Origin of the sequence: Pseudoxanthomonas composti (assembly GCF_004122095.1) — a bacterium.
GTDB classification, from domain to species: Bacteria; Pseudomonadota; Gammaproteobacteria; order Xanthomonadales; family Xanthomonadaceae; genus Pseudoxanthomonas_A; species Pseudoxanthomonas_A composti.
In genome coordinates this window covers 375,519-398,498 of the sequence record NZ_SAWZ01000004.1, presented here as the reverse complement: position 1 = coordinate 398,498, position 22,980 = coordinate 375,519, and the positions used below count along the sequence as shown (strand labels likewise).

At 69.7% G+C, this 22,980-nt stretch carries 17 protein-coding genes and 1 riboswitch; of the genes, 7 read left to right on the top strand and 10 right to left on the bottom strand.

The annotated features are described in order from the left end of the window. The first annotated feature begins 7 nt into the window (after positions 1 to 7). Positions 8 to 796: an SIR2 family NAD-dependent protein deacylase gene (locus EPA99_RS10130; RefSeq protein ID WP_129471087.1), complete on the top strand. Its 789-nt coding sequence runs from the start codon at positions 8 to 10 to the stop codon at positions 794 to 796. Here EPA99_RS10130 and EPA99_RS10125 read toward each other — a convergent pair. The 3 genes from EPA99_RS10125 to ompR are packed head-to-tail and all read right to left on the bottom strand — an operon-like array spanning position 769 to position 3,725. Next, complete coding sequence (locus EPA99_RS10125) at positions 769 to 1,680, bottom strand: alpha/beta hydrolase (RefSeq protein ID WP_129471086.1); 912 nt, start codon at positions 1,678 to 1,680, stop codon at positions 769 to 771. The two genes, EPA99_RS10130 and EPA99_RS10125, sit on opposite strands and share 28 nt — an antisense overlap. Before the next feature lie 24 nt (positions 1,681 to 1,704). Continuing rightward, the gene (locus EPA99_RS10120; RefSeq protein ID WP_129471085.1) at positions 1,705 to 3,003 is read right to left on the bottom strand and encodes an ATP-binding protein; all 1,299 of its coding nucleotides are present in this window, start codon (positions 3,001 to 3,003) and stop codon (positions 1,705 to 1,707) included. Beyond that, on the bottom strand, positions 3,003 to 3,725 hold the full coding sequence (ompR, locus tag EPA99_RS10115) for an osmolarity response regulator transcription factor OmpR (RefSeq protein WP_129471084.1): 723 nt from the start codon (positions 3,723 to 3,725) through the stop codon (positions 3,003 to 3,005). The genes EPA99_RS10120 and ompR overlap by 1 nt, the downstream gene beginning before the upstream one ends. A gap of 196 nt (positions 3,726 to 3,921) precedes the next feature. Here ompR and EPA99_RS10110 point away from each other — a divergent pair, with 196 nt between their 5' ends. Together EPA99_RS10110 and EPA99_RS10105 are read left to right on the top strand one after the other, a co-directional pair. Beyond that, a complete protein-coding gene (locus tag EPA99_RS10110) occupies positions 3,922 to 4,437 on the top strand; it encodes a hypothetical protein (protein ID WP_129471083.1) in 516 nt (171 codons plus the stop codon). Positions 4,438 to 4,599: 162 nt separating this feature from the next. After that, entirely contained in the window at positions 4,600 to 4,884 is a 285-nt protein-coding gene (locus EPA99_RS10105) for an EF-hand domain-containing protein (RefSeq protein WP_164978626.1), read from the top strand. Between the two features lie 127 nt (positions 4,885 to 5,011). Here the strand turns inward: EPA99_RS10105 and EPA99_RS10100 are convergent, their stop codons facing one another. After that, on the bottom strand, positions 5,012 to 5,929 hold the full coding sequence (locus EPA99_RS10100; protein WP_129471082.1) for a ZIP family metal transporter: 918 nt from the start codon (positions 5,927 to 5,929) through the stop codon (positions 5,012 to 5,014). A 235-nt stretch (positions 5,930 to 6,164) separates the two neighbouring features. Continuing rightward, positions 6,165 to 6,459, top strand: a riboswitch (cobalamin riboswitch). 266 nt (positions 6,460 to 6,725) lie between these two features. On the opposite strand from EPA99_RS10100, the gene EPA99_RS10095 reads away from it, so the two are divergent. Further along, positions 6,726 to 9,062: a ribonucleoside-diphosphate reductase subunit alpha gene (locus tag EPA99_RS10095; RefSeq protein WP_241688356.1), complete on the top strand. Its 2,337-nt coding sequence runs from the start codon at positions 6,726 to 6,728 to the stop codon at positions 9,060 to 9,062. A gap of 55 nt (positions 9,063 to 9,117) precedes the next feature. On the opposite strand, the gene EPA99_RS10090 is transcribed toward EPA99_RS10095, so the two are convergent. Further along, on the bottom strand, positions 9,118 to 9,471 hold the full coding sequence (locus EPA99_RS10090) for a four helix bundle protein (RefSeq protein ID WP_129471080.1): 354 nt from the start codon (positions 9,469 to 9,471) through the stop codon (positions 9,118 to 9,120). A gap of 120 nt (positions 9,472 to 9,591) precedes the next feature. Between EPA99_RS10090 and EPA99_RS10085 the strand changes: the two genes are divergently transcribed. Beyond that, positions 9,592 to 10,590: a ribonucleotide-diphosphate reductase subunit beta gene (locus tag EPA99_RS10085; RefSeq protein WP_164978625.1), complete on the top strand. Its 999-nt coding sequence runs from the start codon at positions 9,592 to 9,594 to the stop codon at positions 10,588 to 10,590. Between the two features lie 376 nt (positions 10,591 to 10,966). Here EPA99_RS10085 and EPA99_RS18705 read toward each other — a convergent pair whose 3' ends face one another. From EPA99_RS18705 to EPA99_RS10070, 4 genes are all read right to left on the bottom strand, one after another. Beyond that, on the bottom strand, positions 10,967 to 11,140 hold the full coding sequence (locus tag EPA99_RS18705; RefSeq protein WP_164978624.1) for a hypothetical protein: 174 nt from the start codon (positions 11,138 to 11,140) through the stop codon (positions 10,967 to 10,969). An 87-nt stretch (positions 11,141 to 11,227) separates the two neighbouring features. Further along, positions 11,228 to 12,241, bottom strand: a complete 1,014-nt coding sequence (locus EPA99_RS10080) for an alpha/beta hydrolase (protein ID WP_241688351.1) — start codon at positions 12,239 to 12,241, stop codon at positions 11,228 to 11,230. 445 nt (positions 12,242 to 12,686) lie between these two features. Beyond that, on the bottom strand, positions 12,687 to 14,582 hold the full coding sequence (locus EPA99_RS10075; RefSeq protein WP_129471078.1) for an alpha-amylase family protein: 1,896 nt from the start codon (positions 14,580 to 14,582) through the stop codon (positions 12,687 to 12,689). Positions 14,583 to 14,628: 46 nt separating this feature from the next. Further along, on the bottom strand, positions 14,629 to 17,073 hold the full coding sequence (locus EPA99_RS10070; protein WP_129471077.1) for a TonB-dependent receptor domain-containing protein: 2,445 nt from the start codon (positions 17,071 to 17,073) through the stop codon (positions 14,629 to 14,631). Between the two features lie 281 nt (positions 17,074 to 17,354). Here EPA99_RS10070 and EPA99_RS10065 point away from each other — a divergent pair, with 281 nt between their 5' ends. Beyond that, positions 17,355 to 18,698, top strand: coding sequence for an MFS transporter (locus EPA99_RS10065; protein ID WP_129471076.1), 1,344 nt, complete (start codon positions 17,355 to 17,357; stop codon positions 18,696 to 18,698). 30 nt (positions 18,699 to 18,728) lie between these two features. Here the strand turns inward: EPA99_RS10065 and EPA99_RS10060 are convergent, their stop codons facing one another. Next, the gene (locus EPA99_RS10060; protein WP_129471075.1) at positions 18,729 to 19,766 is read right to left on the bottom strand and encodes a LacI family DNA-binding transcriptional regulator; all 1,038 of its coding nucleotides are present in this window, start codon (positions 19,764 to 19,766) and stop codon (positions 18,729 to 18,731) included. Positions 19,767 to 20,006: 240 nt separating this feature from the next. Here EPA99_RS10060 and EPA99_RS10055 point away from each other — a divergent pair, with 240 nt between their 5' ends. Continuing rightward, positions 20,007 to 22,946: a ligand-binding sensor domain-containing diguanylate cyclase gene (locus tag EPA99_RS10055; protein WP_129471074.1), complete on the top strand. Its 2,940-nt coding sequence runs from the start codon at positions 20,007 to 20,009 to the stop codon at positions 22,944 to 22,946. Positions 22,947 to 22,980 lie beyond the last annotated feature (34 nt).

Sequence of the window (22,980 nt, the reverse complement as noted above, 5' to 3'; positions counted from 1 at the left end):
CCATGGCATGGCCGCTCCCACCGAGACCGCAGAGAACCTGCTCGCGCGCATCGCCGATGCCGGGCGCATCACCGTACTGACCGGCGCGGGCATGTCGGCCGAAAGCGGCATCCCCACTTTTCGCGGCACCCATGACAGCCTGTGGTCGCGCCTGGACCCGATGACGCTGGCCACCGAAGATGCCTGGCGGGCAGACGCCGCACTGGTGTGGGGCTGGTACCGCTGGCGCATGGCGCTGGTGAGCCAGGCCCAGCCCAATGCCGGCCATCGCGCGCTGGCGCAGCTGGCGCGCACGCATCGCATCGCACTCATCACCCAGAACGTGGACGACCTGCACGAACGCGCCGGCAGCCAGGTCCTGGCGCACGTGCACGGCAGCCTGTTCGCGCTGCGCTGCTTCGATTGCGGCCAGCCCCATGCCGAGTCCCTGCCGCCGGTTTCGGCCGACGCCGTGCCGCAGCGGCTTGCGCCGCCGCGCTGCCAGGCCTGCGGTGGCCTGGTCCGGCCCGGCGTGGTCTGGTTCGGAGAGGCCCTGCCGCAGGCGGCCTGGCAACACGCGCAAGCGGCCACGCGCTGCGAGCTGATGCTGGTGGTCGGCACCTCGGGGTTGGTGCAGCCGGCCGCCTCGCTGCCGATGCGGGCCAGGCAGCAAGGCGCCTGTGTGGTCGAAATCAACCCGGCGCGCACGGTGGTCAGCGAGATCGCCCACCAGCGCATCGCCGAGCGCGCCGCGTGCGCACTGCCCGCGCTGGTGGCCGCCTTGGACCCTCAGCGCGGCAGCAGCCCGGCGATATAGGCATCCACCGCCTCGGTGTAGGCCGAGGCTTCGCCCAGCGTGTGATTGATCTGCCCGTGGCTCAGCGCCTGCGGCAGCACGCGCATGGGCACGCCCAGGCCGGCGGCCTTAGTCTTCATCGCCTCGGCCTGCGGGCAGGGGTCGGCACGGCGCGTGGAGCACACCATCAGCATGGGCAAGGCCTGGCCGGTGAGCTGGTGCCAGGGCGAGGCCGATTCCCAGAACGCGGGATCGCTGCCGAAGGCCTTGCGATAGACGCCTGGCAAGGGCGGGCGCTGCATGCTCTGCGGGACGTCCATGGCCGCGCTGTCCAGCGACACCACGCCCAGCGGGCGCGGCAGATCGCGGGGCAACCAGCGCGCGGGCGCGGCGCCGATCAGCGCAACCAGGTGCGCGCCGGCCGAATGTCCCATCAGCACCACCCGCGCCGGATCGGCGTTCCATTCGGCCGCCCGGCGCTGCACGGTGGCCAGCGCCGCGGCCACGTCCTGGGCCTGCACCAGCGGGTCGGCATCGGGCAGCATCCTGTAGTTCGCCGACACCAGGACATAGCCCTTTGGCAGCCAGTGCGCGGCCTTGTGCTCGACCACGCCGGGGTTGTCCTTGTTGCCATTGGCCCAGCCGCCGCCATGGACGAAGAACAGGATCGGCGCGTTGCGCGGCTGCGCCGGCAGGTAGACGTCCAGGCGCTGGCGCGGGTCGCTGCCATAGGCGATGTCGCCCAGCGCACGCGCGCCTTCGGGCAGCGGTGCGGGGCGCGCGGCCGGACGGCGCGAGGCCTCGCGCACCTGTTGCAGGCGTTCGCGCAGGCCTTGCGCGGCCAGCGGCGGCGCGCATGCGGCCAGGGCCAGCATGAGCAGGGCAAGCGTGCGAAGCAGCGACATGGACAGGCTCCAGGCAGGGTTGGATCAGGCACCAGGCAAGGTCATCACCGCGCACAGGCCGTGCGGGGTATTGGAGGTCAGCAGCAGCTGGCCCCCGTGCTGGCGCGCCACGCGCTCGACGATGGCCAGCCCCAACCCGCTGCCGCCGCGACTGGGGTCATGTACGAAGGGGCGCAGCGCACGGTCGGCCGCCTCGGGCGACAGGCCCGGGCCGTGGTCGGACACGCGCAGCACCCAGTCCGCGCCCTGCGCCGTCAGGCTGAGCGCGAACGGCGCGGCGGCGTGGCGTTCGGCGTTGACTACCAGGTTCTCGATGGCCCGTGCCAGCGCCATCGGCCGACCCTGCAGCGGGGCCGTGGCGGGCAGGGTCACCGCCCAGGGCTGGTGCGAGGCGGCGATGACGCTGCGACACAGGTCCGCCAGATCCAGCGATTCGGCCGCCTCGTCGCGACCATCGCGGGCATAGGCGATGAACTGCGAGAGGATGGCGTCGATCTCGCCGATGTCGCGCTCGATGTCCTGGCGCAGCTGCGGATCGGTGTGCGGCAGCAGGGCCACGGCGAACTGCACCCGCGTCAGCGGCGTGCGCAGGTCGTGGGAGATGCCGGCCAGCATGAAGGCGCGCTCGGCCGCCGCCGCGCGGACCTCGTCGCTGGCCTGTCCCAGCGCCCGCGCCAGGTCGGCGACCTCGCGTGGCGCGCGGGTGGTGGCCGGCGGTGCGCCCTCGCCCCGTACGATGCCCGGCGCCGCGCGCGCAAGCCCGCGCAGGGGCACCACCAGGCGCCGGGCGAAATAGGCGGCCGCGGCCCACACCAGCACCACCGAGCCGATCAGCAGGCCCAGGGTGAAATGCCGCAGGCCGCCATCGCGGCGGCCGTGGAAGGCCACCCAGGTGGTCGGCTCGGTGTTGAGCTTCAACCACAGCACGCTGCTGTCGTCGCTGCGTTGCAGGCGCAGCTCGCGGCCGGTGCCCAGCCGCGCGTCCTGCTCCAGCAGCCGGCGCAGGAACGGCGCGATCCGCGGGCTGGCGTCGGCCGGCGGCGCGCTGGCGGTCTGCAGGCCGGCCTCATGCAGCCGCCGCAGGACCTGCGCATGCGGGCGTTCGGCATCGGCCTGTTCGACCAGGTGGGCAAATCCATCGATCGCGCGCAGCAGCTGTTCCGCAGCCGGGCGCGCGGCCAGCTCGCGCCCCAGCAGCAGCGTCAGCAGGCCCGCCCCCACCAGCACCAGCGCGATCACCAACACCAGCTGGCCAAACACGCTGGCCGGCAACAGCCGCAGGCCCCAGCGCCCCTGGCCCGCCACAGCCGGTGCGCGGGCCATCAGCGCGCGCCCTCCGGCGGCACGTAGACATAGCCCACGCCCCACACGGTCTGGATCAGGCGCGGGTGCCGCGGATCGTCCTCCAGCAGCTTGCGCAGGCGGGCGATGGTGACATCCATGCTGCGCTCGAAGGCCTCGTGCTCGCGCCCGCGCGCCAGGCTCATCAGGCGGTCGCGCGAGAGCGGCTGACGCGGGTGCCGCAGCAGCACCGACAGCACGGCGAACTCCCCGGAGGTCAGCCGCAGCCGCTCGCCGCCGCGGCTCAGCTCGCGGGCCCCCAGGTCCAGGCGGAAGGCGCCGAACACCACCTCCCCGCCCTCCGGCTGCGGCGCGCCCGGGGCCAGGCGCGTGCGCCGCAGCACCGTGCGGATCCGCGCCAGCAGCTCGCGCGGGTTCACCGGCTTGGGCAGGTAGTCGTCGGCGCCGAGCTCCAGGCCGACGATGCGGTCGATCTCATCGCCCTTGGCGGTCAGCATCACCACCGGCGTCTCATCGCCCTGCCCGCGCAGGCGCCGGCACAGCTCCAGGCCGTCCTCGCCCGGCAGCATCAGGTCCAGCACGATCAGGTCGTAATGGCCGCGGTCCAGCGCCTGCCGCATCTGCGCGCCATCGCCCGCCCCCTTGACCTCGAAGCCCTGTCCTTCCAGGTAGCGCTGCAGCAGCTCGCGCAGGCGCAGGTCGTCATCGACCAGCAGCAGCTTGGGAAGGGCGGCCTCGTTCATGGCCGGCACTATCGCCTGAACGAAACCGGCATGGCACCCGGCTTTGCGGGAAATCGGTAAGCGAATGTTTCAAGGCCCGCCGGCGGCAACATTCGCTCGCATCCCCGACACACCTGGGCCCGGCCGGGTAGGCAGGATGCCCCTGTCGCCAGCGCAGCCTGCGGGCGGCCCCGAATCCACTTCCAGGAGACCTTCCATGTTCAAGACCCCCGTCCTGCTTGGCCTGCTGGTCGCCACCGCCGGCGCCGGACTGGCCGCCGATGCCTGCGCCCGCGAGCGCAGCCGCGCGGTCAGCCGCACGGCCCATGCCGGCAGCGTCGGCGCCAGCCACGCCGGGCCGCTCAGCAGCGGGCAGCGCCAGCGCGACTGGCAGGCCGATGGCGCCGGCAACGCCTCGGCCAGCCGTTCGCGCAGCGTCAGCGGCGTCAACGGCGGCAGTGCCTCGCGTGATGGCCAGGCCTACCGCAATGCCGACGGCAGCGCCGGCCGTCGCTACAGCGCCACAGCCACCACCGCCAACGGCGGCACCGTCAGTCGCCAGGGCGATGCCACCCGCAATGCCGACGGCACCCTCAGCGCCGAGCGCAGCACCAGCGCCACCGGCCAGCACGGCAACAGCTACAACGGCTCCACCACGGTCAATGACGGCACCATCGTGCATACCGGCACGTGCACCGACGCCAGCGGCCAGACCATCGCCTGCCGTCCCTGAGCCCCGGCGGCCGCGCCGCCACGTCCTGGCACCCCACCGATGTGCATGAGGCACATCCCCGGTCGGTGGCGTGTCGCGGTGGACGCAACCAGTGATCTGTTGCGTCCACCGCCCTTTCTTTCCGCTTGTTTGGCCCGCCGCTTCCCAATGCAAGGAACCGCCATGCCCCGCCCGATCTCTCCGCTGCTGCGCTGCTGCGTAGCGGCCGCCCTGGTCGCCCTGACCTGCCTGGCCAACGCCCAGAGCGTCAACCCCAGGGCCGCAGAGGCGCTGCAGAAGCTCAAGGCCGCCGACGCCAATGGCGATGGCATGCTCAGCCGCGAGGAGGTCAAGGACATGCCGCGCCTGTCCAAGGCCTTCGACCGGATCGACGCGGACGGGGATGGACTGATCTCGCCGGAGGAACTGCGAGCTGCCGGGCAGAAGCTGAAGCAGAGAAACGAGTGATGAGGAACGAGGAAAGAGAGAAAGCGCCTGCTCTGACTCGTTCCTCGTTCCTCTCCCCTCGTTCCTCGCTCGCGAACGCATGGCAACGACGGGAATGCTCGCCCCACTCGTTCCTAGCCTCCAGCCCTCACCCCAACCCCGTATCCATCACCATCATCAGGCAGAAGCCCAGGGTCAGGCCGAAGGTCGCCCAGGTCTCATGGCCGTGGCGGTGCGACTCGGGGATGACCTCGTGACTGACGGCGAAGAGCATGGCGCCGGCGGCGAAGGCCAGGCCCCAGGGCAGCAGCGTGGAGAAGGCCCCCACCGCCAGCGCCGCGACGATCGCTCCGGCCGGTTCGACCAGGCCGGACAGCACGCCGATCAGCACCGCGCGCCCGCGCGCCACGCCGGCCGTGCGCAGCGACAGCGCGATCACCAGGCCCTCGGGGATGTCCTGCAGGGCGATGGCCATGCTGAAGGTGCTGGCGTGCTCCATGCCCGAGCCGGAGGCCACGCCCACGGCCATGCCCTCGGGGATGTTGTGCAGGGTGATGGCCAGCACGAACAGCATCACCTGCGGCGGCAGCCAGTCCGACAGTCGCCCCATCACCCGGCGCGTGGTCTTGCCATCGGCATCCAGGTGCGCGTGCGGCACCAGGCGGTCCATCAGCAGCATCATGCCCACGCCCAGGCAGATGCCCACGCTGACCAGCAGGCCGGAGCGGATGCCGTCCAGCCCCTGCTGCCCGGCCGCGTCCAGCCCCGGCACGATCAGCGAGAACGCCGTGGCCGCCAGCATGACCCCGGCGCCGAACCCGAGCAGGCAGTCCGCCACGCGCTGCGGCACGGCGCGGATGGCCAGCACCGGCAGCGCCCCGAGCGCGGTCGCGGCGGCGCAGACCAGGCCATCGCGCATGGCCTGGCGCAGGTTCGGCTGGTCCTCCCAGCGCACGGCCACGGCCTGCGCGGCCCACAGCGTCAGCACCACCGCGGCCAGCCCCAGGCCCCACCACACGGCGCGGCGCAGCGGTGAGGGGTCGTGAAACACGGTGTTGTCGTGCATGCAGAGGGTTCCGGCGGGGCAAGGTGGCAGGGCGCGCTGGACACGCGTGGGTGCCATCGCCCTCCAGGGGCCTAGGTGCCTGGCGACCATCGGACACCCATGGGCAAGGCCGCGTCAACGGCTGGGCAGGTCCTGCGCATCTTGTGCATCCGCCGCAAACGCCCACCAGCCTTGGCGATTGGGATGTGCGCACAACTTATGCACAAGATTTGCCGTTGACGGACCAAAACGACCCCACTATCTTGTGGTCGTCGGTTCCGGGGGACGCAATCCCTTGGATCAAAAGGGAAGCCGGTGCGGCCATCGCGGCCCAGTCCGGCACTGCCCCGCAGCGGTGATTGGGAACGACCCCGCCATGTGCACTGGGACCGTTGGGTCCTGGGAAGCGGCGGCTAGGAGAGGCGGGAACGAGCGGAGAGGAACGAGAAACGAGTGGAACTGCAACGCTTTCTCTCGTTCCTCGTTCCTCCCCACTCGTTCCTGGCTTCAAGCCCATCAGTCCGAAGACCTGCCGACAGCCGCGCGATGCACGACGCGCGGTGCCGGCCGCGAGGTCTCCGAAGGGGAGATGGCTGGTGACGCAAGGCCCGACCACGGACCCGATCCGTGTCGCGGCTGCTGCGACGCCGCCTTTCCATGCTTCGGGACTCGCGCCAATGCCCACGCCTTCGAGGGGAAGGTTCGGGATGTGCACCCACATGGAGATTCCAAGCCCGTGACCCAGACCGAAACTTCCGTGGCGCAGCGTCCGGCCGACGCAGAGTTCCTGCTGACCCCGCCGCCGACTGCCACCGCCATGCGCGTGAAGAAGCGCAACGGCGGCGATGAGGCCGTGGACCTGAACAAGATCGTGCGCGCGATCCAGCGCTGCGCCGAGGGCCTGCACGCCATCGACCCGATGCGCGTGGCCACCCGCACCATTTCCGGTCTGTACGACGGCGCCACGACGCAGGAGCTGGACGAGCTGTCCATCCGCACCGCCGCCCTGCTGATCGGCGAGGAACCCGAGTACGGCCGTCTGGCCGCGCGCCTGCTGGCCAACTTCATCGCCAAGGAAGTCTCCGGCCAGGAGATCCACGCCTTCTCGCAGTCGGTGGCCCGCGGCCACGAGGTCGGCCTGATCAACGACCGCTTGCTCAACTTCGTGCAGGTCAACGCGCGCAAGCTCAACGACGCGATCGATAGCAGCCTGGACCGCGAGTTCGAGTACTTCGGCCTGCGCACCCTGTACGACCGCTACCTGCTGCGCCATCCGCATACCCGCAAGGTCATCGAGACCCCGCAGCAGTTCTTCCTGCGCATCGCCAGCGCGCTGAGCGAGGACGTGCCCGAGGCCCTGGCCCTGTACCAGCGCATGGCGCACCTGGACTACCTGCCGTCCAGCCCGACGCTGTTCAACTCCGGCACCACCCACGAGCAGCTCTCCAGCTGCTTCCTGCTGGATTCGCCGCAGGATTCGCTGGAGTCGATCTACGCCAAGTACGGCGACATCGCCCAGCTGTCCAAGTTCTCCGGCGGCATCGGCGTGAGCTACAGCCGGGTGCGTGCGCGCGGCTCGCTGATCAAGTCCACCAACGGCCATTCCAACGGCATCGTGCCGTGGCTGAAGACGCTGGATTCCTCGGTGGCGGCGGTAAACCAGGGCGGCAAGCGCAAGGGCGCGGCCTGCGTATACCTGGAAACCTGGCACGCCGACATCGACGATTTCCTGGAGCTGCGCGACAACGCCGGCGACGACGCCCGCCGCACCCATAACCTCAACCTGGCCAACTGGGTGCCGGACCTGTTCATGGCGCGGGTGGAAGCCGACGCGCAGTGGTCGCTGTTCGACCCCAAGGCGGTGCCCGAGCTGACCGACCTGTACGGCGATGCCTTCGAGCGCGCCTATGTGCAGGCCGAGACCCAGGGCAAGGCCAGCAAGACCGTGTCGGCGCGCAAGCTGTACGCGCGGATGATGCGCACCCTGGCCGAGACCGGCAACGGCTGGATGACCTTCAAGGACAAGTGCAACAAGGCCTCCAACCAGACCCTGCGCGCAGGCAACGTGATCCACCTGTCCAACCTGTGCACCGAGATCCTGGAGGTCACCTCCAACGATGAGACCGCGGTGTGCAACCTGGGCTCGATCAACCTGGGCCGCCATTTCGACGAGTACGGCGATTTCGATTTCGACAAGCTGGCCGAAACCGTGCGCCTGGCCGTGCGCCAGCTGGACCGCGTGATCGACCTGAACTTCTACCCGATCGAGACCGCCCGCCGCGGCAACCTGCGCTGGCGCCCGGTCGGGCTGGGCTGCATGGGCCTGCAGGACGTGTTCTTCCGCAAGCGCCTGGCCTTCGACAGCCCCGAGGCGCGCGCGATCAGCAAGAAGATCGCCGAGACCATCTACTTCCATGCACTGGAGACCTCGTGCGAGCTGGCCCAGGAGCGCGGCAAGCACCCGTCCTTCGCCGACACCCGCGCCGCCCAGGGCGAACTGCAGTTCGACGCCTGGGGCGTGGTGCCCGAGGACACCGCGCGCTGGGATGCGCTGCGTGAGCGCATCAAGGCCCATGGCCTGCGCAACTCGCTACTGATCGCCATCGCCCCGACTGCCACCATCGCCTCCATCGCCGGCTGCTACGAGTGCGTGGAGCCGCAGGTGTCCAACCTGTTCAAGCGCGAGACCCTGTCCGGCGACTTCCTGCAGGTCAACCGCTACCTGGTGGACGAGCTTAAGAAGCTGGGCCTGTGGACGCCGGAAATGCGCGATGCCATCAAGCTGGCCGAAGGCTCGATCCAGGGCCTGGCGCCGATCCCGGAGGCCCTGCGCCTGGTGTACCGCACCGCCTGGGAACTGCCGATGCGCTCGCTGATCGACATGGCCGCCGACCGCGGCGCCTTCATCGACCAGTCCGCCTCGCTGAACCTGTTCATGGAAAGCCCGAACATCGGCGCGCTGTCCTCCATGTACATGTACGCCTGGAAGCAGGGTATCAAGACCACCTACTACCTGCGCTCGCGCCCGGCCACCCGCATCGCCAAGGCGACGATCAGTCATGGCGCGTCCGAGGCCCCCAAGCCGGCCTATACCCCGGTCGAGGCGGTGAGTTGCTCGTTGGAGAATCCTGAAGCCTGCGAGGCCTGCCAGTGATGTAGGAGTGAGTGGAGAGGAGTGAGGAGTGAGCGAAAGCCATCGTGCTCGCTTCTCATCTCTCCCTTGCCTTCCGGCGCAGCACGGTGAGCATGCGGCTGATTTCATCGATCAGCCGCAGTGGTTCGAGTAGTGCAGCTGCAGGAAGCCAGTGCACACGCTCACAGAGGATCAGTTGTGTGTGTAATTCAGAGAGCGAGCCATGTGCCATGGACAGGAACTGGCGTCGCTCGCGTTTTGACTCCCGTGTCCAGCCTTCTGCGATGTTGCTGGCCACGGACACCGATGCGCGGGTGAGCTGGAGCCGCATGCCGTAGCGTTCTTCCGCCGGAAGCCCGGCCACGCTACGACAGACCAGTTCCGCAAGCCGCATCGCCTTGTTCCATAGCGTTGTGGTGCTGTAGTGCATTCCGACCTCCGTTTCGTATCGTGCGCCGCGCCACCTCGCCCTTCCATCAGGAAATCCCTAATTCCCATGTCAGCGACCGCCCCGCTCACTCCTCACTCCTCTCCGCTCACTCCTCGCCAGATGCTCCTCGATCCCGGTTTCGAACTGACCCTGCGCCCCATGCGCTATCCGCAGTTCTATGACATGTATCGGGATGCAATCAAGAACAGCTGGACGGTGGACGAGATCAACTTCCAGATCGACATCACCGATCTGCACGACAAGATGACGCCGGCCGATCGGCACCTGATCCATCGCCTGGTGGCCTTCTTCGCCACCGGCGATTCGATCGTGTCCAACAACCTGGTGCTCAACCTGTACCAGCACCTCAATGCGCCCGAAGCGCGCATGTACCTGTCCAGGCAGCTGTACGAGGAAGCGCTGCACGTTCAGTTCTACCTGACCCTGCTGGACAACTACCTGCCGGATCCGGGCGAGCGCATCAAGGCCTTCGCCGCGGTGGAGAACATCCCCTCGATCAAGAAGAAGGCCGACTTCTGCTTCAAGTGGATGGACACCATCCAGGACCTGACGCGCCTGGAGACGCGCGCGCACCGTCGGCAGTTCCTGCTCAACCAGATCTGCTTCGCCGCGTGCATCGAGGGTCTGTTCTTCTTCGCGGCGTTTGCCTACGTGTACTACTTCCGCTCGCGCGGCCTGTTGCCGGGCCTGGCCTCGGGCACCAACTGGGTGTTCCGCGACGAGAGCTGCCACATGGCCTTCGCCTTCGAGGGCGTGCGCGTGGTGCGCGAGGAAGAGCCGGACCTGTTCGATGCGCAGATGCAGCAGCAGGTCTACGACATGCTGGAAGAGGCCATCGAGTGCGAGCTGCAGTTCGCCGAGGACGTGCTTTCCGGAGGCGTGGCCGGCATCTCCATCCGCGACATGCGCCAGTACCTGCAGCACTGCGCGGACAATCACTTCGCCAAGCTGGGCATGGAGCGCCGCTACAACGTGCGTAACCCGCTGCCGTTCATGGAGCTGCAGGACGTGCAGGAGCTGACCAACTTCTTCGAGCGCCGCGTCTCGTCCTACCAGGTCGGCGTGCAGGGTGAGGTCGGGTTCGACCACGCGTTCTGAAAGGCAACGCCTCGCACCCAGGTCCGGACTGGAAGCGATTCGGGGCCAGATGGGTGTGATTGGGGAGGTTGCGCAGCCGCTGGACCAAGTCGCTATCGGACTGCCTTCAGTCCGGGGGACATTCGCCCCCGCAGACCGCGCGGCATCGCCACGGTCCGGTTTGGTCACGCCATCGGCGCAACGCTGGCGATGCTCTCCCTGGTCGGGCCGGCGGTCGCGCAGGTCGCCTTGGCGAGCATCGCCTGTGAACGCCAACAGCCGCTGGAGACCCACGCGGCCGGGGGCGATGTCGATCCGTGGCGTCAGCTGGCGTCGGGATGCCGTCAACACGACACCAGGGCGAGCAGGCGACGACGGCGCACGCGCCGTCGTCGGATCAGTCGCGCTGGAAGGCGTCGCGCTGCGCCAGGCGCGCGCGCGGAACGTTCTTGTCGATCTTGCCGACGCTGGCGCGCGGCAGCGCCCCGACCACGATCAGTTCATCGGGCCGGGCGTAGCGGCTGATCGCGCCGCTGTCCACGTGCTGCTGCAGATGCGCGCAGGGTGGCATAGCGCAAGGCCATGGTCCTAACGTTCCTTGCGGGCGGCGGCCGGGACCTGGCCAAGGTGGCGGTCGAAGAAGCGCCAGACCACCGCATTAGACCTGGCGCGATTCGGGCAGTTCGGGGTCGACGAAGAACGCATGCCACATGCCGTCCCAGACGTGCAGCTCGGCGTCCACGCCGGCCGCGTCGAGCAGCGTATGGCTGCGCAGCACCGAGCTGAGCGCGAAGTCGCGGCTGCCGCTGATCAGCAGCGTCGGCGGGAAGCGGGCGAGGATCGCCTGCGAATTGGCCGGGAACACCAGCGCATCGGACAGGTTGGCGCCGCGGAAGTAGGGGTATTCCGAGAGCTTGGGCGGGCCGGCCGGCACCTTCTGTCCTTCCAGCGCGGCCGCGGTGTAGATGGAGTCGCCGTCGGGCGCGGCCACCGATCCGCAGAACGTGCCGACCGCGCCGGGCAGCGGCAGTTGCCTGGAGACCAGGCGCGCCACCACCTGTCCGGTCAGGAAACCGCCGGCCGAGCAACCGTAGATCCCGATGTCCTGCGGGCGATGGTCGCGCAGCAGCGCGCGGTAGACGATTTCCACGTCCTCGCTGGCGGCGGGGAAGGCGTACTCGGGCCCTTGCCGGTAATCCACCGAGATCACCTTGATCCTGCCCACGCCGGCGATGGGAATGGCCTCGGCCAGCGCACCGCTGCGCGCGCCCCACAGGAATGCGCCGCCGTGAAGATTGATCAGCACGCGGCCCTTGTTGGCCGGCGCGATGCCATCGGCCGGCTCGGCCACGTCGGTCAGCACGCCGTCGAAGCGCTGCTCGCTGGTGCGCACCGGCCAGAGCTTGCGCATGCGCGCCACGCGATCGCTGTTCTGCGCATCGTAGAACGCGCGCGCTGCGGCGATGTCCTTGCCGGGGACCTCGCCACGGGCGTTCGCATCGAGCATGGCCTGCAGGCGCGCGCGCGCTTCAGGCGAGGCGTAGGCCGACAGCGGCACCTGCACGCCGTTGAGCGGCACGCGCGGGTCGGGCGTTTCTGCGCCCGGCGCAGCCGGCGCCAGGGTGAGCAACATCAGCAACGCGGCGCACTGCGACAACGCGGAGATGTTCAATGCGGCGCTCCGAAGGAGAGACGGAAAAGCATGTTCCGCATGATTCGGCGGGTGAAACTAGACCAAAGTCAATGCCGATAACCGGTCATCGTTCTCCTGTGCGGTGCGACCGGATTGAATTCGCGGCAATGGTGCCGCGTCGCTCAGAAATCACGCTGGCGTTCACCGTGTTGTGCGCCTGCGCAGTCATCGGCCGCTGACGATGCCCAGCACGCGCTGGCGCCGGCCACAGACCTGAGGCCGAGGACCCCATGACCAAGGACAAAGGCGCCGGCGTGTCTTCCGCAGGCCGTACGGGCGGAGCTTCGCGGTCGGCCACAGTGCCTACAACAAGGCCGGCATGGGCGTGGAGACCGCAACGATCAGCACGCTGCGGCTGCGCGATTTCCTGGTGCGCCTGGACGCGGACCACCAAGCACGCTCTGGGATTGTCGTGCGCGCGAGATCAGCCGCGCCGGGACAGCCAGGCAAATCCCCAAGGCCCTAGTTCCACCGACGCGCCGATGTGGCCGATCTGGCCGCCGGCCACCAGCGTCCAGGCGACATCGGTCAAGGCTTCCACCGGCAGCTGGCGGGTGCTGCCGGAGAAATTGCCGAGCGCCAGGAAGTCCGTTCCGCGGCGCACCGCCAAGACGTGCGTATCGCCGGTCTCGATCGTGTCCAGGGGCTGGGTGCTTGCCAGCGCCGGCAAGCGCTTGCGGGTCGCGATCAGCGTACGCAGGCCTTCCAGTGCGCGCCCCTGCGGCGTGCTGGCGTCGGCCTGCGCGCGTTCCAGCAACGCCCAGTCCATCGATGGGCGGTGCAGCCAGCGGCCCTCGCCCTGACGCAGCGGATCGGCGCGCCAGTGGGCATCGTTGCCCAGCGCCAGCTCATCGCCCATGTACAGCATCGGGATGCCCGGCATGGCCATGGCCATCGCGTACAGCAGCAGCATGCGGTCGATGGCCTGCTGCGCCAGCGCCTCATCGTCGGCTTCCTCGCCCGCCTGTAGCCCGCACAGGGCCGAGGTCATGCCGTTGCTGCCATGCACGCCCTGCCCGTCGGTCTGGAAGGATTCCCCGCGCGCGAAGGAGCCGGGCGTGCGCCCAGCGTAGAACGCCTCGACCTGCGCCAGCGAGAACGGCGCCAGGCCGGTGGCGCCGGCGGCTTCGGCGCGCAGCACGTTCCAGCCGATGTCATCGTGGCAGCGCACGTAGGCCAGCCAGCCCGCGGCTGGCGGCAGCGGCGGCGTGCGCGCGATGACGTTGGCCATGATGTCGGCACGCTGCAACGCCAACGCCGACCAGCCCGCGGCCATCAGCGAGCTGTGATAGGCCAGGTGGCATTCCTGGCCGGCGTACGCGCCCTGACCAAAGTACGGCGGCAGCTGGTCCATGGGCACGATGGCCTCGGCCTTGAGCGCCACGCAGGGCGCGGCGATGTCCACCAGCGCACGCAGCGCCCGCAGGATCACGTGCGTCTCGGGCTGGTTCATGCAGTCGGTGCCCGGCCGTTTCCACAGGTAAGCAGTGGAGTCCAGGCGGAACACCTCCACGCCCAGGTTGGCCAGCTCCAGCAGCGCCAGGGCCATCTCGCCGAAGACGTGGGGATTGCGCCAGTCCAGGTCCCACTGAAACGGATAGAAGGTGGTCCAGGCCCAGGCCTGGGCGTCTTCGAACCAGCTGAAGTTGCCCGGCGCGGTGCGCGGGAACACCTGGCCCAGCGTGCGCTCGTAGGCGTCGGGAATCTGGCGATCGGGATACAGGTGGTAATAGCCGCGGTAATGCGCATCGCCGGCCCGCGCGGCCTGCGCCCAGGCATGGTCGTCGGCGGTGTGGTTGAGCACGAAGTCGGCGCACAGGCTGATGCCGGCCGCGCGTAGCTGCGCGGTCAACGCGCGCAGGTCCTGGTTGCTGCCCAGACTGGGATCGACCTGCCCGTAATCGCTGACCGCAAAGCCGCCGTCGCTGTCGCCCGGACGCATGCGCAGGAACGGCAGCAGATGCAGGTAGCGCACGCCCAGCTCGCGCAGGTAGGGCACGCGCGTGGCCACACCGCGCAGGTCGCCGGCGAAGCGATCGACGTAGGTGCTGTAGCCAGCCATGTCCGCCTGCCCGAACCAGTCGCCGGAGCGGGTGTCATCCAGCTCCGCCAGCTCCCGAGGGCGCTCGTCCATCTTCGCCTGCACGGCGCGCAGCCAGGAGGACAACCAGCCGGGGTAGTCGTGATGGTCGCCGTACAGCGCGCGCAAGGCCTCGAACAGGCGCGGCCCGTGCCGCTCCCAGCGCGTGCCGGGCGCCAGGCCTTTCGTGTCGGGCGTGTCGGTGACCAAGGCGGATCGGGGGAAGGACGTGGGGGTCATGATGTTGCCGCGCCCTGGCGGGCGCGGCGGGCTCCTTGGTGGCGGATCAGAAGTCGTAGCGCAGGCCGAGGCTGGCGGTACGACCGGCGATCGAACGGGCGCGCACGATGCCGTCGCCCGGGATGCTGGCTTCTTCGGCCTCGGTCAGGCCGAAGGTGTCAAACAGGTTGTTGACGCTGGCCGAGAGCGTCAGTCCCTCGGTGATGCGGTAGTTGGCGAACAGGTTGACCTGGGTGTAGCCGGGCATCTTCAGCTGGTTGGAGTCCTGGGTATAGGCCGAGGTGGTGCCGATCAGGTTGACGCCGGCCTCGTAGCGCTCGCCGCGATAGCTCGGGGTGAGCTGCCAGACGAACCTGGCCTGGCGCCGCGGGGTATTGCCGACGTTGCTGGGGGTGATCTGGTCCTTGTCGATTTCCGCGTCGGTCCAGGTCAGGCCGCCGTTGAGGCCGAAGCCGCCGGCGCGATAGGCCGCCTCCAGCTCCAGGCCATGGGCCTTGTAGCTGCGATTGAGGAAGCGCTGGGTGGTGGCTTCGTAGTTCTGCTCCTCGGTCCGGGCGGCGAAGGCGGTGGCGAACAGGCTCAGGCCGCCACTGCGCCACTTCAGTCCACCCTCGAGCTGCTTGACGAAGTTCACCGCTTCGCTGGAGGACACCGAGCCATCGTCGCGCACGATGCCGAACAGCAGGCGGTCGGCATTGGCGCGCGCGCCGCGGCTGTAGCGGGCGAAGGCGGCCAGGTCGTCGTTGAGCAGGTAGTTGCCGCCGAAGGAGTAGGACAGGTAGTCCCAGTCGTAGTGCACCGGCTTGCGGTTGGGGTAGTCGATCACCGCCACCTGCTGCTCGGGCGCCTGGATCGTCCCGTCGCCGTTGACGTCCACCGCGGCGGTGGTGGCCGCCGCGTAGGAACCGCGCGCGGTGCCCATGTCGTAGCGCAGGCTGCCGTCCAGCGAAAGCGGACCCTGGTCCCAGGTCAGCGCGACATACGGCGCATTGACCGTGTAGCGGGTGTCGTAGTTACGGGTGCAGCAGTTGCCCCAGTAGGGCTGGCCGTAGGCGTAAACACCGTCCTGGGACAGCGGCGCGCCACCGGCGGTGTAGACATCCAGCAGCTGCGAGCGGTGCTCCAGCGACTGCACATACGAGGTCCACAGCCAGTCCATGTCGATGGTCTGGCGCGCGGTGTACAGGCCGAACTTCAGGTTGAGCGCGCCGCCGTCGGCGCCGGTGGCGAACTCGCGCGCCAGGTTGAGGTCGTTGGTGGTGTTGCTCAGGTCGTTGAGCTTGACGTTGAACAACATGGTGCGCACCGCCATGCCGGTGTAGGCCTGGCCGGCGTCCGGACCGCTGGCGACCTGCAGCCGCGCGCCGGCGCCGCCGATTTCCGAAGCCAGGGCGGCCGCGTCGGCGATCTGCGCCGGGAACGGGGCGACGAAACGGCCGGTGTTGTCGGCGTGGCGGAAGCGGTCGGTCAGCGTCCAGCCGCCCAGGTCGAACTGCGCCTCGGCCCCGATCGCCTGCGAGCGCGGATGCATGCCATCGCCCAGCTGCACGCGCTCGGGCTGGTTGGACCCGTCCAGGGCCAGCGTGCTGCGGATGTAGGGGCTGTAGAGCGTGTCGCGGCCGGCGTCGAAGCCGGACAGGTCGTAGAAGCTGGGCGAGCCGTCGCTGCCGCGCACACCGACCGGCGCGGGCAGGTAACCGGCGGCGCGATCGTTGAGGTACTTGCCGTACAGGCGCACGTAGCCGTTGTCGAACAGGCGGGTCAGGTTGGCCTTGATCTGGCCGCCCTTGTCCGTGGCGTAGCCGGCGTCGCGCACGCCATCGCCGCGGCGGTAGAAGCCGCCGACGTTGAACTGCCAGACCTCGGCGAAGGGTTGGCCATAGTTGAAGTCCACGCGCGTGTTGTCCCAGCGGCCCAGGCCGCGGGTGATGCCGACGCTGCCGCCCTGGGTATCGCCGGTCTTGCTGATGAAGTTGACGATGCCGCCGGGGGAGTTGGAAGCCATGGTCGAGGCCGAGCCGCCACGGATGGCCTCGATGCGCTCCACCGTGTTGTCCGCGCGCAGGAAGATGTCGGCGTTGCCGAAGGCGATATCGCCGAACTCCATCACCGGCAGGCCGTCCTCCTGCAACTGCAGGAACTTGGCACCGCCGGAGGCCACCGGCAGGCCGCGCACGGCGATGTTGGCATTGCCCTCGCCGCCGCTGGACTCGGAGCGGATGCCGGGGATGTTGCGCAGGATCTCGGCGCTGGAGCGCGGGGCGGACTGCTCGATGGCCTCGGCGCCGACCGTGCTGGCGGCCACGGCGGTGCGCAGCTTGCTCTTGGCGCTGGTGGTACCGGTGACGAAGATCATGTCCAGGTTGGTGGCGCCGTCGGCGGGAGAGACGCTCGCCGGCGCGGCCTGCTGGGCCAGGGCGGCCGGTGCGGCCAGGGCTGCGCCGACCGCGCAGGCCAGGACGTGGATGCGACATGCGGTCTTGATGGACATCTGGAATACCCCTCTCACGGTTCGTGGTGTTGGCGTGCGGTGCGCACCTGACCGTCCCTCCCCGGGCCGGGCCGACCCAGGGGCCGGCGGTGTGGCGGCGGAGTATTGATCTTTTGCAATCGATTGCAACTTGCACTGCAGCATTTCGCTAGACCGACCCTAATACCTTCGTATCAAAGGATTTGCGTGTTGCAGCGCGTCGTTACAAACGATTGCAGAGCGACCAGTCTGTGCCGCGCCGGCAGGCTCTCGACACCGGCTTCCCTTCTGAAGGCAACGGCATGACCTCGCGCCCGTCCCCGCTTCCGCCACGCTTCCCGCTCTCGCGCGTGCTGATGCTCAACGCCGGCTTCTTCGGCGTGCAGTACAGCTTCGGGTTGCAGCAGAGCAACATGAGCCCGATCTACAACTACCTGGGCGCCGACCACGCCAGCCTGCCCTACCTGTGGCTGGCCGGGCCGGTCACCGGACTGGTGCTGCAGCCGCTGGTGGGCGCGATCAGCGACCGCACCACCACGCGCTGGGGCCGGCGCCTGCCGTTCATCGTGCTGGGCGCGCTGGTGTGCAGCCTGTGCCTGCTGACCATGCCCTTCAGCACCGCGCTGTGGATGGCGGTGTGTCTGCTGTGGGTGCTGGATGCGGCCAACAACGTGGCCATGGAGCCGTATCGCGCGCTGGTCAGCGACGTGCTCAGGCCCGAGCAACGACCGCTCGGGTTCCTGACCCAGAGCGCGTTCACCGGCCTGGGCCAGACGCTGGCCTACCTGACGCCCTCGCTGCTGGTGTGGCTGGGCATGGACCAGGACGCGGCCAACAGCCACCACATCCCTTACGTCACCATCGCCGCCTTCGTGATCGGCGCGGCGTTCTCGGCCGGCTCGATCCTGCTCACCGCGCGCAGCGTGCGCGAACCGCAGCCCACTGCTGTCGAGCTGGCGCGGCTGCGCCAGGGTGGGCGTGGCCTGGGCACGGCCGTGCGCGAGATCGTCAGCGCGCTGCGCGACATGCCGCCGACCATGCGCCAGCTGGCGCCGGTCATGCTGTTCCAGTGGTACGCGATGTTCTGCTACTGGCAGTACATCGTGTTGTCGCTGTCGACCACGCTGTTCGGGACGACCGATCCGACCTCGCATGCCTTCCGCCAGGCCGGGCTGATCAATGGGCAGATCGGCAGCTTCTACAACTTCATCGCGTTCGTGGCCGCCTTTGCGATGGTCCCGTTCACCCGGCGCTTCGGGCCCAAGCCCACCCATGCGGCCTGCCTGACCGCCGCCGGCATCGGCATGCTGTTGCTGCCGCAGATCCAGGACCGCTGGCTGCTGTTGCTGCCGATGATCGGCATCGGCCTGGCCTGGGCCAGCATGATGGGCAACCCCTACCTGATGCTGGCCGAGCGCATCCCGCCCGAGCGCACCGGCGTGTACATGGGGCTGTTCAACCTGTTCATCGTGTTGCCGATGCTGATCCAGATCCTGACGCTGCCGCTGTACTTCGACTGGCTGCTGGGCGGCGATGCGCGCAACGTGATCCGGCTGGCCGGCGCGCTGCTGCTGGCCGCGGCGGTGTCGATGCTGTTCGTCGGCGTGCGCGGCGTGCGCGCGCCGCTGGCCAACGGCCTGCGCTAGGCGCGCCACCCCGCACGGGGCTGGCCGTGCTCAGGCCGACTCGCGCACCACCAGCTGCACCGGCATCTCCTGCGAATCGGCGGTGCCGCCATCGATCAGCGCCAGCAGGCGGTCCACCATCAGCCGCGCCGCCAGGGTCAGGTCCTGGCGCACGGTGGTCAGTGGCGGCTGGCTGTAGCTGGCCAGCGGCAGGTCGTCGAAGCCGACCAGGGACACGTCCTGCGGCACCCGCAGGCCCGCCTCGACCAGGGCGCGGATCGCCCCGAGCGCGATCAGGTCCGAGGCGGCGAACACGCCATCGGGCGGCTCGGCCTTCTTCAGCATGGCCCGGGTCAGGCGGTAGGCGTCCTCGCTGACGAAGTGGCTGCGCGCGTGCAGGCGCGGATCGAACGCCAGTCCGTGCTGCTCCAGCATCGCCCGGTAGCCGGCAAAGCGCGGCGCCACCTCGGGTAGCTGTTCGTCGCCCAGGAAGGCGATGCGCCGACGCCCGGCCTCGATCAGGTGCGCGGTGGCCAGCTCGCCGCCGCGGCGGTTGTCGCTGCCGACGCTGACGTAGGCCTGGCCGGGCATGCGACTGCCCCAGACCACCATCGGCCAACCCTCGCGCGCGGCGGCGTTCATCGCCTCGTGCTCGGAGCTCTGCCCCAGCATCACCAGGCCGTCGGCGCGACTGCTGCGCGCCAGCCGCTCGACCCAGCCGTCCTGGTGCCGGTCCACCTTGGACAGCAGCATGCTGTAGCCGTTGCCGGTCAGTTCCTCGGCCAGCAGCGCCAGCATCGTCATCATGAACGGGTCCGACAGCGGCTGTTCGAAGGCGTGCATCAAGGGCACGGCCACGCAGACGGTGTAGGAGCGGCGCGAACGCAGGCTGCGCGCGGCCGGGTCGACCTGGTAGCCGGCGCTGGCGGCCAGCTGCTTGACGTAGGCGCGGGTGCGCTCGGCCACCAGCGGATTGTCGGCCAGCGCGCGCGAAACGGTGGATTCGGACACGCCCGCCATGCGGGCGATGTCGGCCATCTGCACCTTGGAACGGGGCGCGTCGCTGGACCGGGAGGGTTTGTCGGGCATGGAGGGCGTGCAGGACCTGCTGGATTGCCCACCATACTGCATGGGCCAGACCCCGCCGTTGGCCGGCGCACGCCCAAGATGCCCGGGCCATGCCAGGCGATCGTCGGATGGAGCGCAAGGCGCGCGCGGGAAGGCCCGCCGAGCGTGCGCGCCATCCCGCCTTCGCCCTCGCCGCGCGGCGGCGCTCAAGTCATCAGGTGGCGGGCCGATCTTGGCGGTAATAGAGCAGAACCTCCCGCCTTGAACGCCAGCCACTCCCGCCAGCCGGCCCGTGTCGGTGCCCGTCGTCACCGCGTCCTGCGCGCGGTGCTGGGGCTGCTGTTGCCGCTGGCCGGGCTGACGGCGCAGGCCCAGGTCGCCTCGCTGCGGACCTACGGCACCGCCGACGGCTTGCGCAGCCTGGCGGCGGACTGCCTGGTGGAAGACGTCCGTGGCGGTGTGTGGGCCTGCACCTACGCCGGCCTGTACCACTACGAAGGCGAACGCTTCGAGCGCGTGGGCAAGGAAGCGGGCCTGGACGATGCGTACGTGATGCAGGCCGCGCCGACCCTGGATGGCAATGGCATCTGGGTGGCCACCGCTGCCGACCTGTACTACTGGGACGGGGACCGCGCCGAACGGGTCCGCAATTCCGATGGCGCGGCCATCCCCTTCAGCGTGGGCCACACCGTGGTGGCCACCGCCGACGGGGCGGTGGTGCTCAGCCACGGGCGCGCCCTACAGGTCCTGCGCAAGGGTCGGCATTGGTCGGTGGCGCCGCTGTTCGACGGCGCCGTGGAAATGGCCCAGCCGCTGGCCAAGGACCTGGGCGCGGTCTACCGCGACGGCAGCACGCTGTGGTTCGGCTGCGGACAGACCCTGTGCGTGCGAGGCAGCGATGGCGCCTTCCGCAGCCTGGGTGTCGAGGACGGCGTGCCAGCCGACACCTGGACCAGCTTCCTGCGCGATCGCGCCGGCACCTTGTGGGCGCGCGCACCCGGCCACGTGATCGCGCTGCCGCGACACGCCGGGCGCTTCGAGGACCGCACGCCGCCGGCGCCGGCCAGCCTGTCCTCCTTCACCCGCCACCTGGATCTGACCGAGGACGCGCGCGGCCGCGTGCTGACCCGCAGCGACACCGGGCTGCTGCGCTGGCAAGGCGGGCAATGGCAGGACTTCGACACCGACCAGGGCCTGCCCGACATCCCCCCCAATGCGGTGCTGGCCACCGGCGACGGCGAACTGTGGCTGGGCTACGCCGGCCTGGGCGTGTTGCGCTGGCGTGGCTATGAAGGCGTGCAGAACTGGACCGCGGCCAACGGTTTGAAGGGCCTTCCCAACTGGGCGTTGGTGCGCGACCGCCAGGGCGCGATGCTGTTCGGCAACGAGCGGGGCATCTACCGCCAGGCACCGGGCAGTGGTGCGATCCAGCCGCTGCGCCTGCGCTCGGGCGCGCCGCTGCGCAACGTCTTCGGGCTGACCGTCGGTCCGGACGGGGCGACCTGGGTGGCGCTCTACAGCGGCCAGGTCCTGCGCTCGGACGGGCTGCTGCTGGACCAGATCGCCACGCTGCCGTACAAGCTGCGGCGCTTCCTGTTCGACCGGCGCGGTCGCCTGTGGCTGTGCACCACCCAGGGTGTGTACGTGATCGACGACCTGGCCCACCCGCAGCCGCGCCGCTTCGAGGCGCTGCCCGATGTCAGCTTCGGCGACGTGGCCGAGGACCGGCAGGGACGGCTGTGGTTCGCCGGCAAGGCCGGGCTGATCCGCGTGGATGGCGACACCGGGGCGGCCACGCCGCTGCGGGTGCAAGGCCAGCTGCCCAACGCGCTGTTCGACAAGCTCTCCCTGGCCAAGGACGGCACGCTGTGGGTGGCGGTGGACGATGCCGGCCTGTTCCACGGCACGGTCGACCAGGACACGGTCCGGTTGGAAGCGGTCGAGGACGCACTGCTGGCCGATTCGCTGCCCTACTTCATCCGCCACGACAGCCGGGGCCGGTTGTGGGTCGGCGGCAGCATGGGACTGGACGTGCTGCACGAAGGCCACTGGACGCGTTTGCTGGAAAACGACGGATTGATCAGCGAGGACATCTCCGAGGGTGCCTTCTTCGAGGACACCGACGGCTCGATCTGGGTCGGCAGCTCGCGCGGCGTGAGCCACCTGCTGCGCCCGGACCAGCTGCTGGAGCGCGCCCCGGTAGACCTGCGCATCACCCGCGTCGAGCGCGGCGGCAAGCGCATCGCGCGTGGCGCGGTGCTGGCCTGGCAGCAGCAGCCGGTGCGCGTGACCCTGTCCACCCCGGGCAGCACCGCCAGCCAGGACATGCTGCGCTTCCGCTACCGCCTGCGCGGGCGCCAGGACGACTGGATCGAGACCAGCAGCCGCACCCTGGACTTCCCGTCGATGGCCTCGGGCGAGCAGACCATCGAAGTGCAGGCCCTGGACCTGGCCCGACGCGCGCAATCGCCCATCGTCAGCTTCGGCTTCCAGCTCCAGCCGCCGTGGTGGCGCAGCGTGCCGGCCCTGGGGGCCTGGTTCGCGCTGGCCTCGGGGCTGATCGTCCTGGTGTGGCACGTCCGCCTGCGCAGCGTGCGGGCGCGCGAGCGCGAGCTGGAAAGCCTGGTAGCCGTGCGCACGCGCGAGCTGGAGGCGGACAAGTTCGCGCTGGAACAGGTGCGCGCGGCGCTGCAGGTGCAGGCCACGCACGACGGCCTGACCGGCCTGCGCAACCGCGCCAGCATCATCGAGCTGCTGTCCGAGCAATGCGTGCACGCGCGCCAGGGCGGGCATCCGCTGGCGGTGGCGCTGATCGACCTGGACCACTTCAAGCAGATCAACGACACCCACGGACACCTGGCCGGGGACACCGTGCTGGTGACCGTGGCCAACCGGCTTTCGCGCAGCATGCGCGGGTCCGATGCGGTGGGTCGCTATGGCGGTGAGGAACTGCTGGCGGTGCTGCCGGGGCTGAAGCAACCGGCCATCGCGCGACTGGAGGCGCTGCACTCTTCCATCAGCGGCCAGCCGGTGGATGTCGATGGCCTGCGCCTGCCGGTCACCAGTTCCATCGGCGTGGCCTGGCTGCGCGCGGGCGAGTCGCCCACCGAACTGCTGCGCCGGGCCGACGAGGCCTTGTACCAGGCCAAGCGCGGGGGCCGCGACCGCGTGGTCAGCGACCTGGACCTGCTCGAGGCCTGAGCGGCGCGGCCACCGCGGTCTCGTCGCCGACACC